Here is a 24,148-nt window from a genome sequence, read left to right on the forward strand (position 1 = left end):
CCAGGAGGATGCCATGACGGTGCGTGAACGGGTGTGCGCGGCGCTGCTGGCGGCGGTGCTCCCCGCGGCCGCCCCGGCGCTCTCGCCGGAGGAGGCGCGGCAGCTCGGGACGACGCTCACCGCGCTCGGCGCGGAGCGGGCCGGCAGCGCGGACGGCGCCATCCCGCCGTACACGGGCGGCCTCACGACGCCGCCGCCCGGCTTCGTCGCGGGCAGCGGCAGCCGCCCCGACCCGTTCGCGGCGGAGCGCCCGCTCTTCTCCATCGACGCCGCCAGCGCCGCCCGCCACGCCGACCGGCTCTCCGAGGGCGCGAAGGCGCTCCTCGCGCGCTACCCCGGCTTCCGGATGGACGTCTACCCCACCCACCGCACGGCCGCGTTCCCGCCGTTCGTGACCGAGCAGACCGTGCGGGCCGCGACGTCGGCCCACACCACCCACGGCGGCCTCTCGGTCGCCGGCGTCCGCGCGGCGTACCCGTTCCCCATCCCGAAGACCGGCAACGAGGCGATGTGGAACCACCTCGTGCGCTTCAACGGGCTGTGCCTCCACAAGCGGATCTCCGCCTACCGCATGGAGGCGTCGGGCCGGCTGACCCACGCCAGCACCGCGCGCGTGATCGAGGACTACCCGTACTGGACCGAGAAGACCCAGTCACCCAACGTGTACTTCCGCTTCCGCATCCAGTACGAGGCGCCCGCGCGCCGCGCCGGCGAGGGCTTCATCCTGGTGGACCCGATCGACTACCTGGAGCGCGGCCGCCGCTCCTGGCAGTACCTGCCCGGCCAGCGGCGCGTGCGCCTCGCGCCCGACCTCGCCTACGACACCCCGAACGCCGCCACCTCCGGCGCGCAGACCTTCGACGACGCGCTGCTGTTCAACGGCGCCATGGACCGCTTCGACTTCACGCTGGTGGGGAAGAAGGAGATCTACGTCCCGTACAACGTCTACCGCGCCGCCTACCAGGCGCGGCCGGAGGAGCTCTTCCGCAAGCACTTCGCGAACCCCGACCTGTTCCGCTGGGAGCTGCACCGGGTGTGGGTGGTGGACGCGCGGCTGAAGCCCGGCAAGCGCCACGTGTACGCGCGGCGGGTGTTCTACCTCGACGAGGACAGCTGGGCGATCCTGACCAGCGATCAGTACGACGCCCGCGGGCAGCTCTGGCGCGTGGGGATCGCGTTCATGGCGCCGAGCTACGACGTGCCGGCCATGTGGGCCGACGCGTTCCTGCACTACGACCTCGCCACCGGCGGCTACGGCATCAACAGCTGGCCCGGCAAGGACGGCTGGATCCGCACCGGCGCCTGCCCGGGCGACGCCGAGTGGTCGCCGGACGCGCTCGCGGGATCGGGCCTGCGCTGATGCGCGGCCGGGCCCACGTCGCGGCGCTGGGCCTGCTCCTCGCGGCGTCCCCCGCCGCCGCGGCGGGGTTCGTGGATCCGCTCGACCAGCCCGCCGGCCCGAGCGCGCTCGCGGCGCGGCGGCCGCTGCTCTCGGTGGCCCGCGCGGGCGAGCGCCTGGTGGCGGTCGGCGAGCGCGGGCTGGCGGTCTTCTCCGACGACGGCGGCGCGCGCTGGACGCAGGCGGCGGTGCCGGTGAGCGAGGACCTCACCGCGGTGCGCTTCGCGTCGCCGCGGCTCGGCTGGGCGGTGGGCCACGGCGGCGTGGTGCTCGCGACCGAGGACGGCGGCGCGCGCTGGGAGCGGCGGCTCGACGGCCGCGGGCTGGCGCGGCTGCTGGACGCATGGGCGCGGGACGGCGCCGGGCGGATCGCGCCGGCGGCGCTCGCCCAGGCGCGCGACCTCGCCGCGCGCGGCCCCGACCAGCCGCTCCTCGACGTGTGGATGGACCAGGCCGGCCGCGAGGGCTTCGCGGTGGGGGCGTTCGGCCTCGCGCTCGCCACCGGCGACGGCGGGCGGAGCTGGACGCCCTGCCTCGACCGGATCGAGAACCCGCGCGCGCTCCACCTGCACGCGCTCCTCGAGGCGCGCGGGACGCTGTACCTCGCCGGCGAGCAGGGCCTGCTCCTGCGGCTCGACCGCGCCGCCGGGCGCTTCCGCGCGGTGGCGATCCCGTACGGCGGCAGCCTGTTCGGCCTGGCGAGCGTCGGCCGCGCGCTGCTCGCGTTCGGGCTGCGGGGGACCGTGCTCCGCAGCGTGGACGGCGGGCCCTGGCAGGCGGTCGAGGCGGGCGTCGAGGCGACGCTCGCCGGCGGCACGGCGCTGCCCGACGGGCGCCTCGCGCTCGCGGCCGTCTCCGGGGAGCTGCTCGTGTCGGCGGACGGCGGCGCCACGTTCGAGCGCGTCTCGGCGCGCGGCGCGGTGCTCGCGCCCGCGTTCGCGGTCGCGCCGGCGGGCGACGGCGCGCTGGCCGTGGCCGGCGCGGAGGGCGTGCGGGTGGTGGCGCTGCCGCGCCCGCGCGAGGCGCCATGAGGCGGGCGAGCGCGCGCGAGCCGGGGCGCGAACGCCCGGACGCGGCCGTGGACGCGCTTTCGCGCGGCGCGCCCGAGCCGTTCGACCCCGCCGAGGGGAGCTGGCTCGAGCGGCTGGTGTTCGACCACCGCGCCGCGCTGGTGGTCGCCGCGGCGCTCGTCACGCTCGCGCTCGGGACCGCGGCCGCGACGCGCCACGTGGTGAGCGCCGACCTGGACCGGATCACGCCCGCCTCCCACCCGTTCGTGCAGGCCTCCCGCGCCCGCGCCGACCGGCTGCGCGGCCTGGGCAACAACCTCGTCGTGGTGGTGGAGAACGTCCGCGGCGACGTCTGGGACCCGGCGTACCTCGAGGCGCTCCGCGACGTGAGCGACACGCTCTTCCTCATGCCGGGCGTGGATCGACCGTGGGTGAAGTCGCTCTGGACGCCGTCGGTCCGGTGGACCGAGGTGACCGAGGAGGGCTTCCGGGGCGGCCCGGTGATGCCGGACCCGGCCGACGGCTCGCCCGAGGCGATCGCGGCGCTGCGGCGGAACGTGCGCCGGGCCGGGCTGGCCGGGACGCTGGTCGCGCTCGACGAGCGGTCCAGCGCGGTGCAGGTGCCGCTGCTCGACCGCGACCCGGTCACCGGCGCCGGGCTCGACTACCGCGCGCTGTCGGCGGAGCTGGAGGCGCTGCGGCTGCGCCTCGAGGGGCCGAGGGGCGACGGGCCGGTGCGCGTGCGCATCGTCGGGTTCGCGAAGCGGGTGGGCGCGATCCTCGACGGCACCGTGGCGGTCGGCGCCTGGTTCGGCGTGGCCGCCGCCATCGCGGCCGCCATCCTGTGGCTCTCCTCGCGCTGCGTCCGGAGCACGGCGCTCGTGCTGGCCTGCTCGGGCGTGGCGCTGGTCTGGCAGCTCGGCATCGTCTCCCTGCTGGGCGTGCCGCTCGACCCGTTCTCGGTGCTGGTGCCGTTCCTGATCTTCGCGATGGGCGTGTCGCACGGCACACAGAAGATGAACGGCGTGCTGCAGGACGTGGGGCGCGGCGCCGACCGGCGGCTCGCGGCCCGCCGGACGTTCCGCCGGCTGTTCCTGGCCGGCTTGACCGCGCTCCTCACCGACGCGGTCGGGTTCTCGGTGCTGGCGCTGGTGGACGTCCCGGCCATCCGGCAGCTCGCGCTCACCGCCACGGTGGGCGTGGGCGTCCTCATCGTCACGAACCTCGTGCTCCTGCCGGTGCTGCTCTCGTACACCGGCGTGAGCGGCGCCGCGGCGCTGCGCAGCCTCCGCGGCGAGGCGGGCGGCGCGGGGCCCGGGGGCGCGTGGCGCCTGGTGGACCGCTTCACCGAGCCGCGCTGGGCGGCGGGGATCCTGACCGTGGCCGCGGCGCTGGTGGCGGTGGGGCTCGCCGCCGGACGCGACGTGCCGATCGGCTCGACGCAGCCCGGCGCGCCGGAGCTGCGCGCCGACGCCCGGTACAACCAGGACGACGCCTACCTCGCGGCCCACTACGGCGCGTCGAGCGACGTGTTCGCGGTGATGGTCGAGACGCCGCCCGAGGGCTGCACCTCCTGGGAGACGCTCGTCGAGGCCGACCGGCTGGGCTGGGCGCTGCGGCAGGTCCCGGGCGTGCAGGCCACCGCCTCGCTCGCCGACGCGGTCCGGCAGATCACGGCGGGCTCGTTCGAGGGGAGCCCGAAGTGGCTGACGCTCTCGCGCGATCCGCGGATCCTGGGCGGCGCGGCCGAGGCGGCGGGGACGCGCAACCCCGACCTGTTCGACCCCGAGTGCACGGTCATGCCGGTGCTGGCGTACCTGTCCGACCACCGCGCCGACACGCTCGACCGCGTGGTGGCCGCCGCGGACGGGTTCGCGCGCGACCACGCCGCGCCGGGCCGCGCCTTCCTGCTCGCGGCCGGGAACGCCGGCGTGGAGGCCGCCACCAACCTCGCCGTCCGCGCGGCGCAGCCGCGCATGACCGCGTGCGTGTTCGCGGCGGTGGTGGCGCTCTGCCTGCTCGTGTTCCGGAGCTGGCGGGCGGTGGTCGTGACCGTGGTGCCGCTCGCCACCACCGCGGTGCTGTGCCAGGCGGTGATGGCGTGGCTGGGCATCGGCATGACCATCGCCACGCTCCCGGTCATCGCGCTCGGCGTGGGCATCCCCGACTTCGCGCTCTACCTGCTCTCGGTCCAGCTCGCGCACCAGCGCGCCGGCGCGCCGCTCGGCGAGGCGCACCGGCGCGCGCTCCGCTTCACCGGGCGGCCGGTGGTGCTCGTGGCGGTGACGCTCGCGGCGGGCGTCGTCACCTGGGCGTTCTCGCCGCTCCGGCTCCAGGCCGACATGGGCATCCTGCTCACGTTCATGTTCCTCGGGAACATGGTCGCCGCGGTGGCGCTCGTGCCGGCGCTCTCCCGGCTCCTCCTCCGAGAGGTCCCCGCCCGATGACCGCCCTGCCGGACGGCGCCACGGGTTCCCGGAGCGTGAACGTCACGGACCTCGTGGACGCGGGGCGGCTCGGGCGCTTCCACCTGGGCGCGTTCGCGGTGCTGGGTGGATGCCTGGTGATGGACGGGTTCGACCTGCAGGCCATGGGCTACGCCGCGCCGGCGCTGGCGCGCGACTGGGGGCTGCCCATCGCCCGGCTCGGGCCGGTGTTCGGCGCCGGCCTGCTGGGGCTGTTCCTCGGCTCGATCCTGGCCGGCATGGCGGCCGACCGGATCGGCCGCCGCCCGGTGCTGATCGGCGCGACCGCGGCGTTCGGGGTCTTCACGCTCGCCACCGCCGCCGCCGGCTCCATGCCCGCGCTGCTCGCGGCCCGGTTCCTGGCCGGCCTCGGCCTCGGCGCCATCATGCCGAACGCAACCGCGCTGGTGGGCGAGTACGCGCCGCGCCGGAACCGCGTCGCGACCATGATGATCGTGACGAACGGCTTCATGGTGGGCGCGGTCGCGGCAGGCGCGCTGTCGGCGTGGCTCGTCCCCGCGTACGGCTGGCGCGCGCCGTTCTGGATCGGCGGCGCCATCCCGCTCGTCCTGCTCCCGCCCATGGCGCGCTGGCTGCCGGAGTCGCTGCAGCTCCTGGCGGTCTCCGGGCGCCGGCCGGCGGAGCTGGCGCGCTGGCTGCGGCGCGCCGCGCCGGGCGCGCCGGAGGGCCCGGGCGTCCGCTACACCGTTCGCGAGGCCCCGCGCCGCGGGTTCGTGCTCCTCGAGCTGCTCCGCGGCGGGCGCGCCACCGCCACGGTCCTGCTGTGGCTCGCGAACTTCGCGAACATGATCGTCATCTACGCGGTGGCGAGCTGGCTGCCGACGCTCGTGCGCGAGGCGGGCCTCTCCACCGCGACCGCGGTCTGGGCCGGCACCGCGGTGCAGCTCGGCGGGCTCGTCGGCACGGTGGTGCTGGGCCTCGTGCTCCAGCGGCTCGGCTTCGTACCGGTGCTGGCGAGCTGCTTCGCGACGGCCGCGGCGTGCCTGCTCGTGCTCGGCCGCCCCGGCCTCCCGCTCGCGGCGCTCCTCGCCGTCGCGTTCGCCGTGGGCTGGGCGGTGCAGGGCGGCCAGCCCGGCCTCAACGCGCTCGCCGCGACGTTCTACCCGACCGACCTCCGCTCCACCGGCATCGGCGCCGGGCTCGGCGTGGGCCGGCTGGGCGGCTTCCTCGGCCCGCTGGTGGCGGGCGCGATCCTGGCGGGCGGCGGCGGCGCGCAGGCGGTGTTCCAGGCCGCCGCGGTGCCGGCCGTGGTCTCCGCGCTCGTCATGCTCGCGCTTCGCCGGGCGGCGCCGGGCGTGGGCGCGGCGCCTCCGCCGCGCGGCGGCGATGTCCGCCGCGGGTGCTAGCCTCGGGGCGTTCGGGCGCGATCGGTGCGCCCGGGGGAGCCCCGATGAACGCCCTCGTCCCGATCCTCGTCGCCGCGCTCGCGGTCGCCGCCGCGGTGGCGGCGCTGGTCGCGCTGGTGCCGCCGCGCGTGGCCGCGGCGGTGCGCGCGCTGCTCGCCGACCGGCTCGACGCGGTCGAGCGCGGGCAGGAGCGCCTGGAGCGGACGCTGCGCGAGGAGCTGGGGCGCGGGCGCGCCGAGGCGGCGCAGGGGACGCAGCGGCTCCGCGAGGAGGTCCGCGCCTCGCTGGGCGAGTCGCTGGGCCGGATGGGCGAGGCCACCGAGCGGCGGCTGGACGCGCTGCGCGCCACGGTGGAGCAGCGGCTGAAGGTGCTGCAGGAGGACAACGGCGCGCGCCTCGAGCAGATGCGCGCCACCGTGGACGAGAAGCTGCAGGGGACGCTGGAGAAGCGCCTGGGCGAGTCGTTCCGGCTGGTGAGCGAACGCCTCGAGGCGGTGCAGCGCGGCCTGGGCGAGATGCAGACGCTCGCGAACGGGGTGGGCGACCTGAAGCGCGTGCTCGCGAACGTGAAGGTGCGCGGCACGTTCGGCGAGGTGCAGCTCGAGGCGCTTCTCGAGCAGCTCCTCGCCCCGGAGCAGCTCGCGAAGAACGTCGCCACGCGCCCCGGCTCGGGGGAGCGGGTCGAGTTCGCGATCCGGCTCCCCGGCCACGACGGCGCGCGCACCGAGGTGCTGCTGCCCATCGACGCGAAGTTCCCCATCGAGGACTACCAGCGCCTGGTGGACGCGTCGGAGCGCGGCGACGCCGCCCGCGTCGAGGAGGCGAGCCGGGCGCTCGAGGTGCGCATCCGCGGCTGCGCCCGCGACATCCACGACAAGTACATCGCGCCGCCCGCCACCACCGACTTCGCGCTGCTGTACCTGCCGACCGAGGGGCTCTACGCCGAGGTGGTCCGCCGGCCCGGGCTCACGGAGGCGCTGCAGCGCGACCTCAAGGTGGTGGTGGCCGGCCCGACCACGCTGGCGGCGCTGCTCAACAGCCTGCAGATGGGCTTCCGCACGCTCGCCATCCAGAAGCGCTCGAGCGAGGTGTGGCAGGTGCTCAGCGCGGTGAAGACCGAGTTCGGCAAGTTCGGGCAGGTGATCGAGAAGGTGGACAAGAAGCTCCAGGAGGCCTCCACCACGCTCGGCACGGTGGCCACCCGCAGCCGGGCCATCCAGCGGCAGCTCCGCGACGTGGAGGCGCTCCCCGCCGCCGAGGCCGCGGTGCACCTTCCCGCGCTCGACGCCGCGGTCGAGCCGGTGGAGGACGACGTGCCGGCGTAGCCCGCGCCACCGCCGCCCGCGCGACCCGGCGCCGCCCAGGCGGTAGACTGCGGGTCCATGCCGACCGCCCGAACCCGGCCGCCCGCGAACCGCGGCTCCAGCGCGCAGGCGCGGCTGCTCGGCCTCGCCACGTTCATCCTCTCCGAGCCCGGCCCGGTGTCGCGCCGGCGCATCTACGAGGCGTTCCCGGACGACTACGCCGGGAGCCCGGCCGCGAAGGAGAAGAAGTTCTCGCGCGACAAGCGCGATCTCGAGCGGCTCGGGTTCGTGCTCGACCGCGAGGACGTGCCGGCGGCGGACGACCAGGTCGCGTACCTCATCGACGCGCGCGCCTCGGCGCTGCCGCCGCTGGAGCTCGCGCCGGACGAGGCCGCGGTGGTGTGGACCGCGGGCGTGTCGGCGCTGCGCGCCTCGGATCACCCGCTGCGCGACGAGCTGGAGAGCGCGCTCCGCAAGCTCCTGGTCGGCGCGAAGGGGCTCCCGCCGCGCGCCGCGGCCACGGAGGAGCTGGCCGCCGAGGGCGCGCCGGCCTCCGGGGCGCTGCTCGACAAGCTGGTGGACGCGTGGGAGCGCCGCCGCACCGTGACGCTCGACTACCTGCGCATCGCGACCGGCGAGGTGGTGCGCCGCGACGTGGACGTGTACGGCTGGGGCCGCCGGCGGGGCGAGTGGATCTTCGCCGGCCACTGCCACCTGCGCGACGCGGAGCGCGTGTTCTACCTGTCGCGCGTGTGCGCGCTGAAGGTGGACGCGCGCCGCCGGGACCCGTACCGCGTCCCCGCCGGCTTCGACGTCCGGCGCTGGACCCGCCAGCAGATCTGGGACTACGACGTCCACCCGCCGCGCGAGGCGGCGGTCCGCTTCCGCGGCTCGCTGGCGCGCGTGGCCGGCCAGCTCCTGCCCGCGGCGCGGCTGAGCCCGGACGCGGACGGCGGGCGGGTCGCGCGGCTCGAGGTGCGCAACCTGCGCGGGCTGGTGCGGCAGGCGCTGGCGTGGGGCCCCGAGGCCGAGCTGCTCGAGCCGGCCGAGGGCCGGGCCATGGCGCGCGAGATGCTCGCCACGCTCGCCGCCGCGCTGGACGGGAGGGCGCCGTGAGCGATCCCTACCTGAAGTCGCTCCGCCGGCTGCTGCTCCTCGTCCCGGTGGCGGCGCGCGCCGCGCGCCAGGGGCGCGGCGTGCCGCTCGATCGCGCCGTCGCGGTGACCGGCGCGCGCAGCGTGGCCGAGCTGCTCGCCGACGTCGAGAGCATCCGCTCGCTCTGGGTGGACCCGGAGCGCGCCGAGGACCTGGTCTCGCTGGACGTCGCGGACGGCGAGGTCCACCTGATGTACGCGCACGAGCTGGGCCGGCCCGTGGCGCTGTCGCTCGCCGAGGGCGCGGTGCTGCTCGCCGCGCTCGCGCCGTTCGAGGAGACCGCCGGCAAGCCGGTGCGCGAGGCCGTCCGCAAGCTGCGCAAGGCCATCCCCGAGCCGCTCCGCCCCGAGGCCGAGCAGCTCGTGCGCGGGCTCGACGTGGTGCTCGCGCCCACCGGGCCGTGGGCTTCCGCGCTCCGCGAGGCCATCGCCGCGCGGCTGGAGGTGGTGCTGGAGTACCGCGCCGTGGGCGACGGGGCGGTGGCGCGTCGCACGGTGGAGCCCCGCGCGCTGTTCCACCGCGACGGCCAGTGGTACCTGGCCGCGTGGAACGTGGAGAAGGCGCACGAGCACCTGTACCGGCTCGACCGGATCGCCTCGGTGACCAGCGGGACGCGCGTCTTCGGCCCGCACCGGGCGTCGCTCGCGCGCTACGCGGGGCGGCTCTACTTCGAGTCCGGCGCGGAGCGCGACGTGACGCTCCGGCTCACCGGCGTCGCCGCGCGCGTGGCGCGCTCGAACCCGGCGCTGCGCGTCCGCGAGCACGGCGACGGCTCGGTGTCGGTGGTGCAGCGGGTCACGCCCGGCAACTACCTCGCGGGCGCGGTGCTGGGCTGGGGCGGCGCGGCGACGGTGGAGTCGCCGCCGGACGTGCGCGAGGCGCTCCGGGCGCGCGTCGCCGAGCTCGCCGCGACGTACGCCGAGGGGTAGCCGCGGCTAGGCGGGCGGCAGCGTCGCCAGCGCCTCCTCGATCCGCGCGCGCACCACGTCGCGGAGCTTGGGCGCGTCCTCCGGCTTCATCCCCTCGACGCTCACCGGCGCGAGGATCCGCGCGGTGCCGCGGCAGGGGCGCACCCACGGCCCGCCCTTCGGCATCCCGTGCGCGGTGCCGGACACCGCCACCGGCAGCACCGGCACGCCCGCCTCGATGGCCAGGCGGAACGCGCCGGACTTGAACGGGAGCATGCGCCCCTTGGCGCTGCGCGTGCCCTCCGGGAACATCATCACGTTCATGCCGCGCGCGAGGTAGCCCTTCGCCTTCCCGAGCGCCTCGCCGCCGCTCTCCGGGTCGCCGCGGCGCACCGGGATGTCGCCGGTCATGCGCAGCATGGTGCCGACCCAGGGGATCTTGAACAGCTCCTCCTTGGCGACCCACTTCATCTCCCGAGGCATCCGCGAGAGCAGCAGGATGTCGAGCATCGACTGGTGGTTCGCGACCACCACGTACGGCCCGGCGCCCGGCCAGCGCCCCTCGAGCTTGAGCCGCCAGGGCGGGAACGTCTTCGTGATGGCGACGCCCACGAAGCGCAGGAAGCGGCCGGCCACCACGCGGTTCCGGTCGAAGGCGAGGGTGAGCGCGAGGAGCACCGCCTGGATCGGCAGCGCCAGGACGAGGATCAGGATGACGAAGACGTAGCCGACCGCGGCGATCGGCACGTACACGGAGCGGGAGAGCCGGGGCACGGGGATCGCATCCTGCCGGGCGGACGTCATCGGATCGTCACCGCGTGGGAGGGGCGCCCGCCCTCGCGGGCCGAGGGCGGCGACGGGCGGGCCAGCTTCGGCCGGGCCAGGTGGTGGTCGGTGCGCGACTGGAACAGCGCCGCCGCGGCGAGCACCCGCGCCTCCTCGAGCGGCGCGCCCACGAGCTGCATGGACACCGGGAGCCCGTCCACGAAGCCCATGGGCAGCGCCACCGCCGGCAGGCCGGCCAGGTTGCCGGCGGCGCCGAGGAGGTCCGGGAACGCGAACATCGCGTCGAAGTTCTCGGTGACGCGCGGCGGTGGGTACGGGAGGTTCGGCGCGAGCACGAGGTCGTGGCGGGCGAAGAACCCGGCCAGCGCGCGCTGCACCTCGCCGCGCACGCGCATGGCGCGGACGTAGTCGGACGGGTTGCCCTTGGGCAGGTAGTCGTCGGGCTTGCGGGTCGCGTGGGAGCGGTCGGCCAGCTCGCGGGTGCGGCCGGAGCGGATCAGCTCCTCGAACGCGGTCGCCGCCTCCGCCTCGATGAAGAGCGACGCGAGCGGCTCGTAGGGCAGGTCGGGCAGCGCCGCCGGGGTGAGGATCGCGCCCCCGTCGCGCAGCACCGCCTGCGCCGCCTCGTACGCGGCGCGCACGCCGGGCGCGACCGCGGGCTTCTCCGGGAAGCCGAGCACCGCCACCCGCAGGCCCCGCGGGATCCCGCCGCGCACCTTGCCGTTGCCGAGCCCCGGCGGCGGCGCGATCGAGGTCGGGTCGCGGGGGTCGGCGCCGGAGAGCACGCCGAGCACGAGCGCGCAGTCCTCTGCGGTCCGCGCCATCGGGCCGAGCTTGTCGAGCGTGTACGAGAGCGCCATGGCGCCGGCGCGGGAGAGCACGCCGTAGGTGGGGCGGAGGCCGGTCACGCCGCAGAACGCGGCGGGGCAGGTGATGGAGCCCCAGGTCTCCGAGCCGATCGCGAACGGCACGAGCCCCGCGGCCACGGCCGAGCCGGCGCCCGACGACGAGCCGCCCGCCCAGCGCGTCGGGTCCCAGGGCGTGCGGCAGGGCCCGTTCAGCGCCGCCTCGCCGGTGTGGTAGCCGAGCCCGCCGGCCAGCTCGATCATCGAGAGCTTCCCGAGCAGCACGCCGCCCGCCTCGGCGAGCCGCCGGGCCACGGTCGCGTCGTGCTCGGGCACGCGGTCCGCGTACGGGCGCGCGCCGAAGGTCGTCCGGATGCCGGCGGTGTCCACCAGGTCCTTCAGGCCGTAGGGCACGCCGTGGAGCGGCCCGCGCCAGCGCCCGGCGGCGAGGTCCGCCTCGGCGGCCCGAGCGTCGGCGAGCGCGCGCTCGCGGGTCACGGTGACGAAGCAGCCGAGCGCGGGGCCGAGCGCGTCGATGCGGGCGAGGTACGCCTCGGCCAGCTCCACCGGGGAGAGCTCGCGCGCCTGGATGCGGCGCGAGAGCGCCGCCACGCCGGAGAAGAGGACGTCGTCGTCGAGGGCCATGGGCTACTCGCGCGGGCGCGCCGGGGCGGCGCGGAAGACGAAGGCCGGCTCGGCCGCGGCCGGCAGCGGGAAGGCGCGGATGGCGGCGGTGGCCTCGTCGGGCGCGGGGGCCGGCGCGGGCGGGGCGGCCGCGGGCGCGGCGGCGGCGGGGGGCGCGCCGGAGCGCGCGGTGGCGCACCCGGCCGCGACGGCGGCGGGCGCGAGCGCGAGGACGCGCAGGAAGTCGCGGCGGGCGGTGCCCTGCGGGTGCTTGGAGCTGGGCATGCGGCTGTCTCTAGCAGATTTCGGGGGCGCGGCGGGGCGGCGGTGCCCGGTCGGGCGGGGGGCGGAGACGGCCTGGCCGCCGGGCCGGCGCCGAGGCAGGATCCTGCGGTGCCGGAGCTCCCGGACATCGAGGTCTACGTCGAGGCGCTCGCCGCGCGGGTGCTGGGTCAGCCGCTGGAGCGCATCCGGCTGGGGAACCCCTTCCTGCTCCGCTCCGCCGACCCGCCGCTCGCCGAGGCGGAGGGGCGGCGCGTCGCCGCGGTGCGGCGGCAGGGGAAGCGCGTGGTGCTGGCGCTCGACGGCGACCTGTTCCTGGCGCTGCACCTCATGATCGCCGGACGCCTCCACTGGAAGGACCCCGGCGCGCGGCTCCCGGGGAAGGCGGGGCTGGCGGCGTTCGACTTCCCGAACGGCACGCTCGTCCTCACCGAGGCCGGCACGAAGCGCCGCGCCGCGCTGCACCTGGTGCGCGGCGCCGCGGCGCTCGCCGCGCTCGACCGCGGCGGCCTCGAGCCGCTCGGGGCGGACCTCGCCGCGTTCGCCGCCGCGCTCCGGCGCGAGAACCACACGCTCAAGCGCGCGCTCACCGATCCCTCGCTCTTCTCCGGCATCGGCAACGCGTACTCGGACGAGATCCTGCACCGCGCGCGGCTCTCGCCGGTCGCGCTGACCTCGCGGCTCGGCGACGCCGAGGTGGCGCGCCTGCTCGAGGCCACGCGCGAGGTGCTCGCCGGCTGGACGGCGCGGCTGCGCGAGGCGGCGGGGAGCGGCTTCCCGGAGGGCGTCACCGCCTTCCGCGAGGGCATGGCCGTGCACGGGCGCCACCGGCAGCCGTGCCCGGTGTGCGGCACCGCGGTGCAGCGGATCGTCCGCGCCGAGAACGAGGTGAACTACTGCCCGCGCTGCCAGACCGGCGGGCAGATCCTCTCCGACCGGTCCCTCGCCCGCCTGCTGAAGCAGGACTGGCCGCGGACCGTGGACGAGCTGGAGCGCAACCCGGCGCTCGGCCTCCGGCCCGCGCCGGAGCCCGCCGCCTCAGCGCCGAAGGCGCCGCGCCGCCGGACGCGCTGAAGCCCGCGCCTGCGTCGAGTCCCACGCGCACGGTGCCACGCGCGCGACGCACCCGCGGGCCGGGAGCCGAGCGGCCGACCGCGCGGAAGTGCCTGCAATCAGGTGGGGGCGGCTGCGTCCGAGACGCACTGCGGCAATGCGTCGGCGCACCTCGGGCGATGCGGGTCGCGACAGATTGCAAAAGATGCACCAATTGATCTGCGTCTCATTGACAGCGGATTTATTTTGGGATTTCCTCGTCGGCCCCAAATCAAGCTCGTCGACTCCTACCGCCGCACCGAGGAGATCATGGCCTCCGACTTCACGCCCCCGCAGAACCCTCCGTCGTCCCCCGTCGCGAAGAAGAAGATCCGCCGCGAGGACGCGCTCGCGTACCACTCGTCCGGCCGCAAGGGGAAGATCGAGGTCGTCCCCACCAAGCCGTGCGCGACCGCGCGCGATCTCGCGCTCGCCTACAGCCCGGGCGTCGCCGAGCCGTGCCTCGAGATCGAGAAGGATCCCGACGCCTCGTACCTGTACACGGCGCGTGGAAACCTGGTCGCGGTGGTCTCCAACGGCACCGCGGTGCTCGGCCTCGGCAACATCGGGCCGGCCGCCGGCAAGCCGGTCATGGAGGGCAAGGGCGTCCTGTTCAAGAAGTTCGCCGACGTGGACGTGTTCGACATCAACGTGGACGCGCTCGAGATCGACAAGTTCTGCACGGTGGTGAAGGCGCTCGAGCCCACCTTCGGCGGCATCAACCTCGAGGACATCAAGGCGCCGGAGTGCTTCGTCATCGAGGCGCGCCTGAAGAAGGAGATGCAGATCCCGGTCTTCCACGACGACCAGCACGGCACCGCCATCATCTCCGGCGCCGCCCTGCTGAACGCGCTGGAGATCGCGGGCAAGAAGATCGGCGACGTGCGCGTGGTGGTGTCCGGCGCCGGCGCCTCCGCCATCGCCTGCACCAAGTTCTACCTGACGCTCGGCGTGCGGCGCGAGAACGTCATCATGGTGGACACCAAGGGCGTCATCTACCGCGGGCGCGCCGAGGGCATGAACGAGTGGAAGGCGGAGTTCGCCGCCGAGACGAAGTGCCGGACGCTCGCCGACGCGCTGAAGGGCGCCGACGTGCTGCTGGGCTGCTCGACCAAGGGCATGGTGACGCAGGAGATGGTGAAGTCGATGGCGAAGGACCCCATCGTCTTCGCGCTCGCGAACCCCGACCCCGAGATCGACTACCCGGAGGCGAAGGCGGCGCGCGAGGACGTCATCATGGCGACCGGGCGCTCCGACTTCCCGAACCAGGTCAACAACGTCCTCGGCTTCCCCTACATCTTCCGCGGCGCGCTCGACGTCCGCGCCAAGGCGATCACCGAGGACATGAAGATGGCCGCCGCGAAGGCGCTCGCCGAGCTGGCCAAGCAGGACGTGCCGGACTCGGTGTCGCGCGCCTACGCCGGCGAGAAGTTCCGCTTCGGCCGCGACTACATCATCCCGAAGCCGCTCGACCCGCGCGTGCTGCTGTGGGTCGCGCCGGCGGTGGCGCAGGCCGCCATCGACGGCGGCGTCGCCCGCGTGAAGATCGACATGGACGAGTACCGCGACCGGCTGCGCAAGATGCAGAGCCGCTCGCACCAGGTGATGGGCTCGATCTTCACCAAGGCGAAGAAGAAGCTCGCCCGCATCGTCTTCCCCGAGGGCCACCACCCGAAGATCCAGCAGGCCGCCGAGATCCTCCGCGAGGAGGCGATCTGCGAGCCGGTGCTGCTCGGGCCGGTGGAGGCGATCCGCCGCTCCATCGCCGACCAGCGGCTCGACGACCTCGACGGCGTGACGATCATCGACCCGATGGACAGCCCCGAGTTCGCGCGCTACGTGGCGCGGTACTGGGAGCTGCGCCAGCGCCGCGGCATCACGGTGGAGGAGGCGCGCCGGCGCATCCGCACGCGCAACTACTTCGGCGCGGTGATGCTCGAGCTGGGCGAGGTGGACGGGCTCGTCACCGGCCTGACCAGCGGCTACGCCGACGCGGTCCGCCCCTCGCTCGAGGTGGTGCGCACCCGCGCCGGCAAGCGCGCCGCCGGCGTGTACATCGTGGTCACGAAGCACGACTTCAAGTTCTTCGCCGACTGCACCGTGAACATCGACCCGGACGCCGACGAGCTGGCCGAGATCGCCATCACCACCAGCGACCTGGCCCGCTACTTCGAGGTCACGCCGCGGGTGGCGATGCTCTCCTACTCCACGTTCGGCTCCGCGGGCGGCGACAGCCCCCAGAAGATGCGCGACGCCGCGGCGCTGGTGCGCCAGCGCCGCCCGGACCTGGAGGTCGAGGGCGAGATCCAGGTCGCGATCGCGACCAACGGCGACGTCCGCGTGCCCGAGTTCCCGTTCTCGACGCTCAAGGAGGACGCGAACGTGTTCGTCTTCCCGAACCTCGACTCGGCGAACATCGCCTACCAGCTGCTCGAGAACGTGGGCGGCGCCGAGGTGATCGGGCCGGTGCTGCTCGGCATGCACAAGCCGGTGAACTGCCTGCAGATGGGCTGCTCGGTGCAGTCGATCGTGAACCTCGCGGCCATCACCGCGCTGCGCGCGCAGGGCGATCAGTTCCTGTTCTAGGCAAAGGCGGAATTTGACAGGCGGGGGAGGCCGGACCACCCTCCCCCGCCATGTCCCGCGCCGCCCCCCGCCCGCTCCGCCTCGCGCTCGCCGGCTTCGGCAACGTCGGTCGCACCTTCGCCGAGCTGCTCCCCGGCCCGTACGGCCGCGCGCTCCGCGCCGAGGGCGCCGCGCCGCTCGTCACGGCCATCTTCACGAACCGTCACGGGGCCGCGATCGACGCGCGCGGGCTGCCGCTCCGGCGCGCGCTGCGGCTGGTGCGCGGCGGCGGCTCCCTGGACGCGCTCCACCGCGGGCCGCCGGTCGCCTCGGCGCTCGACCTCGTCCGCCGCGCGCCCGCCGACGTGCTGGTGGAGCTGACCCCGCTCGCGCCCGCCACCGGCGAGCCGGCCACCTCGCTGGCCCGCGCCGCGCTGGGGCGCGGGCTGCACGTCGTCACGGCGAACAAGGGACCGGTGGCGCACGCCCGCGCGCGGCTGGTGCGCCTCGCGGCCCGGAACGGCGTGCGCTTCCTGCACGAGGGCGCGGTGCTCGACGGGACGCCGGTGTTCAACCTGGTGGAGCGCTGCCTGCCCGGCGCACGGATCCTCGGGTTCCGCGGCCTGCTCAACAGCACCACCACCCGCGTGCTCGCCGGCATGGAGGCGGGGGCGAGCTTCGAGGCGGCGCTCGCGGAGGCGCAGCGCGCCGGGGTGGCCGAGGCCGACCCGCGCCACGACCTCGAGGGCTGGGACGCGGCGGTGAAGGCCTGCGCGCTCGCGAACGCGCTCATGGGCGCGGACGTGCGGCCCGCCGCGGTCGAGCGGCGAGGCATCACGGGCCTGGGGCCCGGGGACGTCCGCGCCGCCCGCGGGCGCGGGGCGGTGCTCCGGCTCATCGCGCGGGCGCGTCGCGACGGCCGCGCGGTGCGGGTGAGCGTGGGGCCGGAGGAGGTCGCGGACGGCGACGTGCTCGTCTCGCGGGGCGCGGACGGCGTGCTCGTCCTCGAGACCGACCTCATGCGCGAGATCGGGATCTGGGAGGGGACCGGCGGGGTGGACCAGACCGCCTACGCGATCCTGTCCGACCTGGTGGCGATCGCCCGCGGACGCCGGCGCCGCTGATCGCTCAGCAGCGCGGCGCGGGCGGGTCCTCGCCGTCCTTCGCGGCGTCGTTCGCGTCGTGGTCCTGCGTGCCGGCCCCGGACCGGGGCCGCTGGGGCACCGCTCAGGTGGGAACGCCCATGCGCGGCAGGATCACGAACTGCATCAGGAACCAGAGCCCGGCGACGGCGGCGAAGGCGAGGAGATCGTTCATGTCGTCGGCCGTGTGAGCCGGGGGCCCGCGAAAGGGTTCGGGCCCCCCGGGTGTCCGGCCTAGGCGACGTGCTCGAGCACGCGCGCCAGCCGCGCGCGCACCTCGCTCGCGATCGGCGCCAGCTCCGGGCGCGCGGCGGCGATGGTCTGCATGGGATCCACCGCGGTCACCACCGCCTTGCCGTCGTCGCCCTCGTACACGATCACGTTGCAGGGGAGCATGACCCCGAGGTCCACCACCGTCGAGAGCGCCTGGTGCGCGAGCGCCGGGTTGCAGGCGCCGAGGATCTTGTACTTGCGGAAGTCCAGGCCGAGCTTCGCCTTCAGCGTCTCCTTCACGTCGATCTGCGTGAGGATCCCGAAGCCCTCCGCCTTGAGCAGCTCCGGCAGCCTCTCCAGCGCCTGCTCGTAGGTCCAGGACGTCGGCTTCTTCATTCCGAGCTGGGACATCGTCTCGATTCTCCTTTTCCGATGCGAGCCTCCCACCCCGGGGCCGGTTCGTCCGCGCCCCCGAAGGAATCCCGCCACCGCGGCGTGGCTCAGACGTGCGAGAGGCCGGTCGCCGGCCCGGAGGACGCCCATGGGGAAGCGAGCACTGGTGCTGGGCGGCGGCTTCGCCGGCCTGGAGAGCGCGATCCGGCTGCGCGCGCGCGGGTTCGAGGTCACGCTGGTCTCGGACCGGCCGTACCTGTTCATCCACCCGACCTCGATCTGGATCCCGACCGGCGAGCTGCCGTTCGAGGAGGCCTGCCTCGATCTCGCCGGCGTCGCGGCGCGCCGCGGGTTCGAGCTGCGGGTCGGGAAGGTCGAGGAGCTCGAGGGCGCCTCCCGCCGGGCGAAGGTGGACGGGCGCCGGCTGGCGGCCGACCACCTGGTGGTCGCGCTGGGCGCCTCGCGGCTGCGGCCGCAGGGCGTCGAGCACACGGTGACGCTGGGCGGGGACCCCGCCGCCGCGACCTCGTTCCGCGTGGCGCTCGAGGCGCTGCTCGCGCGCGGCCGCGGCCGCATCGCGGTCGGCTTCGGCGGCAACCCCCGGGCGCCCTCGGCGGTGCGCGGCGGCCCGGCCTTCGAGGTGGCGTTCAACCTCGACGCGCTCCTGCGCCGCCGCGGGCTGCGCGACCGCTTCGAGCTGACGTTCTTCGCGCCCATGGCGCGCCCCGGCGAGCGCATGGGCGCGAAGGCGGTGGAGGCCGTGGGCCGGATGCTCGCGCGCCAGGGCATCGCGGCGCGCACCGGCCGGAAGATCGCCTCGTTCGACGCGGGCGGGGTGGCGCTGGAGGGCGGCGAGCGCATCGACGCCGACCTGGTCGCGTTCCTCCCCGCCGGCGACGGCCACCCGGTCGTGAAGGCCTCCGACCTGCCCCGGGACGAGGCCGGCTTCGTGCGCGTGGACGCGGGCTGCGCCGTCCCCGGCATGCCCGGCGTGTGGGCGGTGGGGGACGTCGCCGCGCTGGAAGGCCCGGCCTGGAGCGCGAAGCAGGGGCACCTGGCGCAGGCGATGGCGCGCGTCGCCGCCGACAACGCCGCGTCCTGCGAGGCGGGCGGCGCGCCCTGCGCGAGCTACCTCGCGCACCTCGCGATCGTGTGCCTGATGGACACCGGCACCGGCGGGGCGCTGGTGTACCGCGACGATCGCACCGAGCGGCTCGTGCCGCTGCCGGTCGTCGGCCACTGGATGAAGAAGGCGTGGGGCCGGTACTTCAAGGCGGAGCGGCGCGGGGTGGTGCCGCGGGTTCCGGGGATGTAGGGGGGCTGAAGCCCGCGCGTGGTGAGTTGGCGTCCGCTGGTGGGGAGTGGGTGCCCGCTCGTGGTGAGCTTGTCGAACCAGGGGCGGGGATGCGGTTCTGAAGCCGCTCGTGGTGAGTTGGTGTCCGCTCGTGGTGAGCTTGTCGAACCACGAGCGGGGGGCTTTGAGGGTGCGGGGGCGGTCGGGGGCGGGGCTGCTTGGCCGGAACCGGGGCCGCGGGGATCGGCTTGCGAGAAGCCTTTGGGTGGGGCGCGGGGCGCGGGGCGGGCGCGGATCGTCACCGTTAGTGAATGGCTGTTTGCGGCCCAACGGGAACGTTCTGCGGGCTTGACGAGGGTGGAGCGGAGAGCGGCGGTCGCGAGCGGAATGGCTGCGGCGCAGGGCTCTGGAGCGTTGGCAGGGCGCGGCTGAGGCGCTGGAGGACGACGCGAGGGGTCCCGGGACCCTGGGTGCGTTCGCGCGCATGGGACGATCCTCGTGCGTTTTACGGAGGGCGAAACTCGCGTGCGATGCTTCGAGCATGGACAACGCAACCGAGTTCACGAAGCGTCTCGTCGAGCTGCTCCGGTCGGAGCGGCACGCCATGGCGGAGTTCCTGGTCGCGCTCGCGGAGTTCGACCGGCGGGGGCTTTGGCGGCAACGCGGGCACACGTCGCTCTTCTCGTTCCTGCATCGAGAGCTGAAGCTCTCGGCCGGTTCCGCCCAGCTACGGAAGACAGCCGCCGAGCTCATCCAGCGCTATCCCGCCGTGGAGGGCGCGCTTCGCGAGGGCAAGCTGTGCCTGTCCTCCGTGTGCGAGCTGGCGAAGGTGGTGACCACCGACAACTGCTCGGAGATCCTGCCCCGGTTCTTCGGGCTGTCGAGCCGGGATGCGGCGGCGGTGGCAGTCTCGATCCGTCCCGTCGAGAATCCGCCGCGGCGGGAGATCGTAGTTCCCGTGCGGTCCGCGGCACCGGTGGTGGCATCGCGCGACGCGGCGCAAGCGGCACCCGCGCAGGTCATTTCATTTCATGCGCATGAAGTTGCGCCGGAGTCCTGCCGTTCCGAGCCGGTCCCTGCGCTCCTTCAGCCCCCCTTCGACCCCGCCCCTGCCCCGAAGTCCAGCTCCGTGGACTGGCTCGACGGCGACCAGGCACGGATGCACCTCACCGTCTCCAAGGCGTTCCTGAAGAAGCTCGAGGCGGCGCGTGACGCGCTCTCGCACTCCATGCCCGGTGCCAGCCGCGAAACCATCCTCGAGGCGGCGCTGGACGAGCTCCTCGCCGAGCGCGACCGACGGAAGGGCCTCACGGCTCGGCCGCAGATGAAGCCTCGCCCCTCCACGCGGCCGGGCCGCCACATCCCTGCCCACGTTCGCCGCGAGGTGTGGGCCCGCGACGGCGGGCGGTGCACCTTCGTCCTCGCGTCGGGAGAGTGCTGCGGGTCCACGCACCGGCTCGAGCTCGATCACATCGTGCCGCGCGCGTGCGGCGGGGTGTCCACGGTCGACAACCTTCGCATCCGCTGCAAGGGCCACAACCTCGAGGAAGCGCGGCGGGTCTTCGGCGACGCGCTCGTGGACGCGTACGCGGGGACGGGCGGCGGCCGCGGCGCGCCGCTACTCGGCGCGGCGGAGGCTCACAGGCTCACGCGCAGCGCCACGCCGGCGTCCAGCACGGGCGCCTTGCCGAGGCGCGGGTCGGGCGGTCCGCCGAGGAACGCGGCGGCGGCGGCGGGGACCTCGTAGGCGAAGCGGAGCTCGCCGCCCTTGCGGCCCACGTGGCCGGCCACGAACGTCTCGACGCGCAGGTACGTGAGCGCCAGCACGGAGTGGTCGAGGCGCACCACGAACGTGCGATCCGACAGGTTCCCGAGCGCGGAGAGCGTGAAGATCGTGTTGTTCCAGCTCCCGGGCCTGGGCAGGGTCGCGAACGCGCCGGCGTAGTGGCGGCCGAGGTAGAACGGGCGGAACGCGCCGGGGTCCTGCTGCACCACCGCGGGCGCGGCGGGGTTCGAGAGATCGAGCCGCGGGGCGCCGGCGGCGAGGAACGGGTACACGTCGGCGTCGGAGTAGCCGGAGTCGTCGAAGAAGTACTCGGCGCCGAGGGTGACGGCGTCCTCGTCGGAGTACTTGGCGGACCAGCTCCCGCCGAGCACGACCTGCGGGGTGAACCCGCTCGGCTCGTACGCGACGTAGCCGAACGGATCGGTCAGCGTGGGCGCGGTCTTCCGCCAGCGGGTCCCGTCGGCGCCGGTGCGCAGCGCGGCCTCGGCGTAGAGGTCGAAGTCGCCCACGCCGCCGGACAGGTCCACGCCGAACCGCGGCCGGTGACCGTCCTGCACCATGGCGTCGAGCCCGAGCTCGGCGGTGCCGGCCACCAGCTCGGCCCGCCCGCCGGCGCCGACCCGGCCGACGCGGTCGGTGGCGCGCGTCTCGCCGGCCAGGTCCTCGAAGGCGAGCACGCCGTAGAAGTTCCAGCCGCGCGCCTCCCAGGGCACGTGCACCTTCACCATGCTCGTGCCGCTGCGCGCGTCGTAGACGGCGAGCGGATCGCGCTTCACGGGGTGCAGGAAGTCCGTCGGGTTCCAGAACTTCCCGACGCCCCACTTCACGTGCTGCTTGCCGGCGGTGACGAACGCGCGGCGGCCGAGGTCGAAGTTCACCCACAGCTGATCGAGCGTGCCGCGCGGGTTCGAGGCGGCGGTGGCGGCGGACTCGGTCACCCCGGCGCTGGGCTGGCTGAGCGCGACGCTGGCGCGCGAGAGCGTCGGGTCGTAGCTCATGCGCCCGAGCACGAACGCGCGGACCCGGTCGTTGGGCCGGGCGTCGAGGTACGTGTCGAGCAGGTTCGGCGAGGCGAGGTACCAGTCCGCGGGGTCCACGCCCTCCTGCCAGGTGCCGACGGCGCGCAGGTAGAGCTGCCCGCCGATGCGGAGCGGGTCCTCGCGCTCGCGCGAGATGATCCCCTCGGGCGGCGGGGACACCGCGTTGGGCGAGCCGCTGCTCCCGAACAGCTCCGCCTCGACGTCGCCCCGATCATGCGGAGCGGGGGCGGCGGGCGGCGCGGCGGGCGCGCCGAACAGCTGGTCCTCGGTGGGCCGGTCCTGCGCGACGGCGGGCGCGGCGGGGAGCGTGCACAGGGCGGCCGCGGCGAGCAGCGCGGCGGTGCGGGGCGAGGGCATGGCGCGCTCCTACCGGCTCTTCGACTCGAGCCAGGCCTTGGTGAACAGGTTGGCCTCGAGCGATCGGAGGTCGATCTCGCGGATCAGGATGAGGGTGGAGTTCCCCTTCTCGATCTCGTCGTAGATGCGGATCTCCTCGGGGTACCAGACCTCGCCCTTCTTCGACTCGGAGTAGATCTTCCGCCAGCGCGGCGTGTAGGTGGTGCGCATGAGCCGGCCGGACAGCGCCACGTCCTGCCGCTTCAGGATGTTGAGCGTCGCCTTGTCCACCCACAGCCGCCGCACCGGGTAGGAGACGTCCACGCCGGGCTTCACGGTGAGCACGAGCTCGTGCACCTCGAACACGCCCAGCTTCGAGTCGCCCTTCCACTCGGCGGTGTAGTCCTCGGAGAGGCGCGGCTCGGAGAGGTCGTCGCGGCGCGTGTCGGTGCCGCCGATGCGCTCGCGCTCGGTGCGCCGCTCCCACCGGCCGGTGGACGGCTCGTAGCTCCACAGGTTCTTGTCGATGCGCAGGTAGCCCTTGCCGGCCTCGGCCTTGGGCTTGGTGAACAGGAAGAGCTGCTTGTCATCCTCGTCGCGCCGGTAGACCAGCAGCTCGTAGACGACGTCGGTCTTCCCCTTCTCCTTCGCCTCCATGTAGCAGAGCGCCTTCCAGTCGCCGGAGTTGCGCTGGCGGTCGTCCAGCGTGGCGACGACGCGCTTCAGCTCGTCGGGGCCGAGCGCGGCGGCGGGCGGGGCCGCGAGCGCCAGGGCGGCGGCGGCGAGGGAGAGGACGGCGGCGAGGCGTGCGTGCATGGTGCGGGTCCCGGGGTTCAGCCGACGTGGTGCATGGCGGTGACCGGCCGCAGGCGCGCCGCCCGGCGGGCGGGGAGCAGCGCGGCCACCACGGTCACGGCGGCGAGGAACAGCACGTCGCCGAGGATGGCGCCGGGCTGGAGCAGGAACGAGAGCCTCTCCTGCATCAGGAAGAGCTGCATGCCCTCGGGCACGCCGATGCCGGCGAGGTTGAGCGCGAGGGCGATCGCGGCCGCGATCGCCGCGCCGGCGGCGGCGCCGCCGAGGCCGAGCAGCGCCGTCTCCAGCACGAACAGCCACAGCACCTTGCGGCGCTGCATGCCGATGGCGCGCAGCGTGCCGATCTCGCGGGTCCGCTCGCGGATGGCGATGGCGAGCGTGTTGAGGATCCCGATGACCACCACCACCATGAGCACGAACACGAGCAGCGCCGTGAGCGCGCGCAGGCCGAGGATGAACTGCTTGAACTGGCCCATCTCGTCTTCCCACGTGGTCACGTCGAGCTTCTGCCCGGTCCAGTCCTCGCTCGGCACCTTCTGCATGAGCTTGATCCAGTACGGCTGCGACTCGGGCTCCATCACCCGCCAGCCCGCCTCGGCGAGCGCGGCGCGCAGCCGGCTCGCCACCGCGGGCGCGTCGGCGGGGTCCTTCAGGTACAGGTGCAGCGCGCCGGTAGCGGTGGGCGCGAGGCCGTAGAGCCGGCGCAGCGTGTCCGCCTGGATGAAGGCGCTGAACGCGGAGAGCAGGCCGACGTTCCGGGCGATGACCGCCACCCGGACGTCGGCGGTGTTGTTCACGCCGCGCGTGGTCGGCGCGGAGAGCGTCACCACGTCGCCCACCTTCACCTTGAGCCGGTCGGCCTGCCCCTGGAACAGCAGCACCGTGTCCGGCTGCGCCAGGTCCTCCAGCCGGCCCTCCACCGGCCGGATCACCTTCGCGAACCCGCGCTCCTGCGCCACCTCCACGCCGCCGAGCACCAGGTCCATCGACGAGCTCTCGGAGACGGCCTTGGCCCAGCCGCGCCCGCGCACCGCCACGTAGTCGATCTCCGGGACCAGCGCCCGGACCGTGTCGAGCGCGCGCGGGTACTCGGACACGATCGGCGCGGCGCTGCCCGAGGTGATCTTGAAGAACCCGCCCACGTTCACGTGGCCGGTGAGCAGGGTGGTGGCCGACACCATCATGGCCCGCTCCACCCCGCCGGTCAGGCTGGAGAGCAGCACCAGCAGCGCCGTCACCGCCGCGAGCGCGCCGCCCAGGAACAGGTTGCGCCGGGTGTGCCGGGTGAGGTTGCGGGCGGCGATCTGGAGGTCCACGCCGATCACG

Annotated in this window: 19 protein-coding genes; 12 read left to right on the forward strand and 7 right to left on the reverse strand. The window is 75.0% G+C overall.

The genetic code is table 11. The features are described 5' to 3' along the window. Positions 1-13 precede the first annotated feature (13 nt). From ADEH_RS20245 to ADEH_RS20275, 7 genes are read left to right on the forward strand one after another with little or no spacing between them, the layout of a single operon-like run. Positions 14-1,360, forward strand: a complete 1,347-nt coding sequence (locus tag ADEH_RS20245) for a DUF1329 domain-containing protein (RefSeq protein WP_011422966.1) — start codon at positions 14-16, stop codon at positions 1,358-1,360. Next, positions 1,360-2,430 carry a WD40/YVTN/BNR-like repeat-containing protein gene (locus ADEH_RS20250; protein WP_011422967.1) on the forward strand — a complete coding sequence of 357 codons (1,071 nt, stop codon included), beginning with the start codon at positions 1,360-1,362 and terminating at the stop codon, positions 2,428-2,430. Before ADEH_RS20245 ends, ADEH_RS20250 begins: the two co-directional genes overlap by 1 nt. Beyond that, positions 2,427-4,856: an efflux RND transporter permease subunit gene (locus tag ADEH_RS20255; RefSeq protein WP_011422968.1), complete on the forward strand. Its 2,430-nt coding sequence runs from the start codon at positions 2,427-2,429 to the stop codon at positions 4,854-4,856. Before ADEH_RS20250 ends, ADEH_RS20255 begins: the two co-directional genes overlap by 4 nt. Next, positions 4,853-6,241, forward strand: coding sequence for an MFS transporter (locus tag ADEH_RS20260; RefSeq protein ID WP_011422969.1), 1,389 nt, complete (start codon positions 4,853-4,855; stop codon positions 6,239-6,241). Before ADEH_RS20255 ends, ADEH_RS20260 begins: the two co-directional genes overlap by 4 nt. Positions 6,242-6,285: 44 nt before the next feature. Next, entirely contained in the window at positions 6,286-7,566 is a 1,281-nt protein-coding gene (locus ADEH_RS20265) for a DNA recombination protein RmuC (RefSeq protein WP_011422970.1), read from the forward strand. 57 nt (positions 7,567-7,623) lie between these two features. Then, entirely contained in the window at positions 7,624-8,661 is a 1,038-nt protein-coding gene (locus ADEH_RS22675; RefSeq protein WP_011422971.1) for a helix-turn-helix transcriptional regulator, read from the forward strand. Further along, positions 8,658-9,629: a WYL domain-containing protein gene (locus ADEH_RS20275; protein WP_011422972.1), complete on the forward strand. Its 972-nt coding sequence runs from the start codon at positions 8,658-8,660 to the stop codon at positions 9,627-9,629. Before ADEH_RS22675 ends, ADEH_RS20275 begins: the two co-directional genes overlap by 4 nt. 6 nt (positions 9,630-9,635) lie before the next feature. Here the strand turns inward: ADEH_RS20275 and ADEH_RS20280 are convergent, their stop codons facing one another. From ADEH_RS20280 to ADEH_RS20290, 3 genes are read right to left on the reverse strand one after another with little or no spacing between them, the layout of a single operon-like run. Continuing rightward, complete coding sequence (locus tag ADEH_RS20280) at positions 9,636-10,382, reverse strand: lysophospholipid acyltransferase family protein (protein WP_232287360.1); 747 nt, start codon at positions 10,380-10,382, stop codon at positions 9,636-9,638. A gap of 26 nt (positions 10,383-10,408) precedes the next feature. Further along, positions 10,409-11,884, reverse strand: coding sequence for an amidase (locus ADEH_RS20285; RefSeq protein ID WP_011422974.1), 1,476 nt, complete (start codon positions 11,882-11,884; stop codon positions 10,409-10,411). A gap of 3 nt (positions 11,885-11,887) precedes the next feature. Continuing rightward, complete coding sequence (locus tag ADEH_RS20290; protein WP_041453731.1) at positions 11,888-12,148, reverse strand: hypothetical protein; 261 nt, start codon at positions 12,146-12,148, stop codon at positions 11,888-11,890. Positions 12,149-12,256: 108 nt separating this feature from the next. On the opposite strand from ADEH_RS20290, the gene ADEH_RS20295 reads away from it, so the two are divergent. The 3 genes from ADEH_RS20295 (at position 12,257) to ADEH_RS20305 (ending at position 16,926) form a co-directional block, all read left to right on the forward strand. Beyond that, a complete protein-coding gene (locus ADEH_RS20295) occupies positions 12,257-13,219 on the forward strand; it encodes an Fpg/Nei family DNA glycosylase (RefSeq protein WP_011422975.1) in 963 nt (320 codons plus the stop codon). 288 nt (positions 13,220-13,507) lie between these two features. Next, on the forward strand, positions 13,508-15,823 hold the full coding sequence (locus ADEH_RS20300) for an NADP-dependent malic enzyme (protein WP_011422976.1): 2,316 nt from the start codon (positions 13,508-13,510) through the stop codon (positions 15,821-15,823). A gap of 50 nt (positions 15,824-15,873) precedes the next feature. Next, positions 15,874-16,926, forward strand: coding sequence for a homoserine dehydrogenase (locus ADEH_RS20305; RefSeq protein WP_011422977.1), 1,053 nt, complete (start codon positions 15,874-15,876; stop codon positions 16,924-16,926). Positions 16,927-17,178: 252 nt separating this feature from the next. On the opposite strand, the gene ADEH_RS20310 is transcribed toward ADEH_RS20305, so the two are convergent. Further along, positions 17,179-17,568 carry a DUF302 domain-containing protein gene (locus ADEH_RS20310; RefSeq protein WP_011422978.1) on the reverse strand — a complete coding sequence of 130 codons (390 nt, stop codon included), beginning with the start codon at positions 17,566-17,568 and terminating at the stop codon, positions 17,179-17,181. Between the two features lie 130 nt (positions 17,569-17,698). On the opposite strand from ADEH_RS20310, the gene ADEH_RS20315 reads away from it, so the two are divergent. Next, on the forward strand, positions 17,699-18,865 hold the full coding sequence (locus ADEH_RS20315) for an NAD(P)/FAD-dependent oxidoreductase (protein ID WP_011422979.1): 1,167 nt from the start codon (positions 17,699-17,701) through the stop codon (positions 18,863-18,865). Between the two features lie 520 nt (positions 18,866-19,385). Then, complete coding sequence (locus ADEH_RS20320) at positions 19,386-20,591, forward strand: HNH endonuclease (protein ID WP_041453732.1); 1,206 nt, start codon at positions 19,386-19,388, stop codon at positions 20,589-20,591. On the opposite strand, the gene ADEH_RS20325 is transcribed toward ADEH_RS20320, so the two are convergent. From ADEH_RS20325 to ADEH_RS20335, 3 genes are read right to left on the reverse strand one after another with little or no spacing between them, the layout of a single operon-like run. Then, on the reverse strand, positions 20,483-22,027 hold the full coding sequence (locus ADEH_RS20325; RefSeq protein WP_011422981.1) for a hypothetical protein: 1,545 nt from the start codon (positions 22,025-22,027) through the stop codon (positions 20,483-20,485). The genes ADEH_RS20320 and ADEH_RS20325 overlap by 109 nt on opposite strands. Positions 22,028-22,036: 9 nt before the next feature. Beyond that, complete coding sequence (locus ADEH_RS20330; protein ID WP_011422982.1) at positions 22,037-22,822, reverse strand: outer membrane lipoprotein-sorting protein; 786 nt, start codon at positions 22,820-22,822, stop codon at positions 22,037-22,039. A gap of 17 nt (positions 22,823-22,839) precedes the next feature. Further along, positions 22,840-24,147, reverse strand: coding sequence for an ABC transporter permease (locus ADEH_RS20335; protein WP_011422983.1), 1,308 nt, complete (start codon positions 24,145-24,147; stop codon positions 22,840-22,842). Between the last annotated feature and the right edge of the window lies 1 nt (position 24,148).

The organism is Anaeromyxobacter dehalogenans 2CP-C, assembly GCF_000013385.1.
Classification (GTDB): domain Bacteria; phylum Myxococcota; class Myxococcia; order Myxococcales; family Anaeromyxobacteraceae; genus Anaeromyxobacter; species Anaeromyxobacter dehalogenans_B.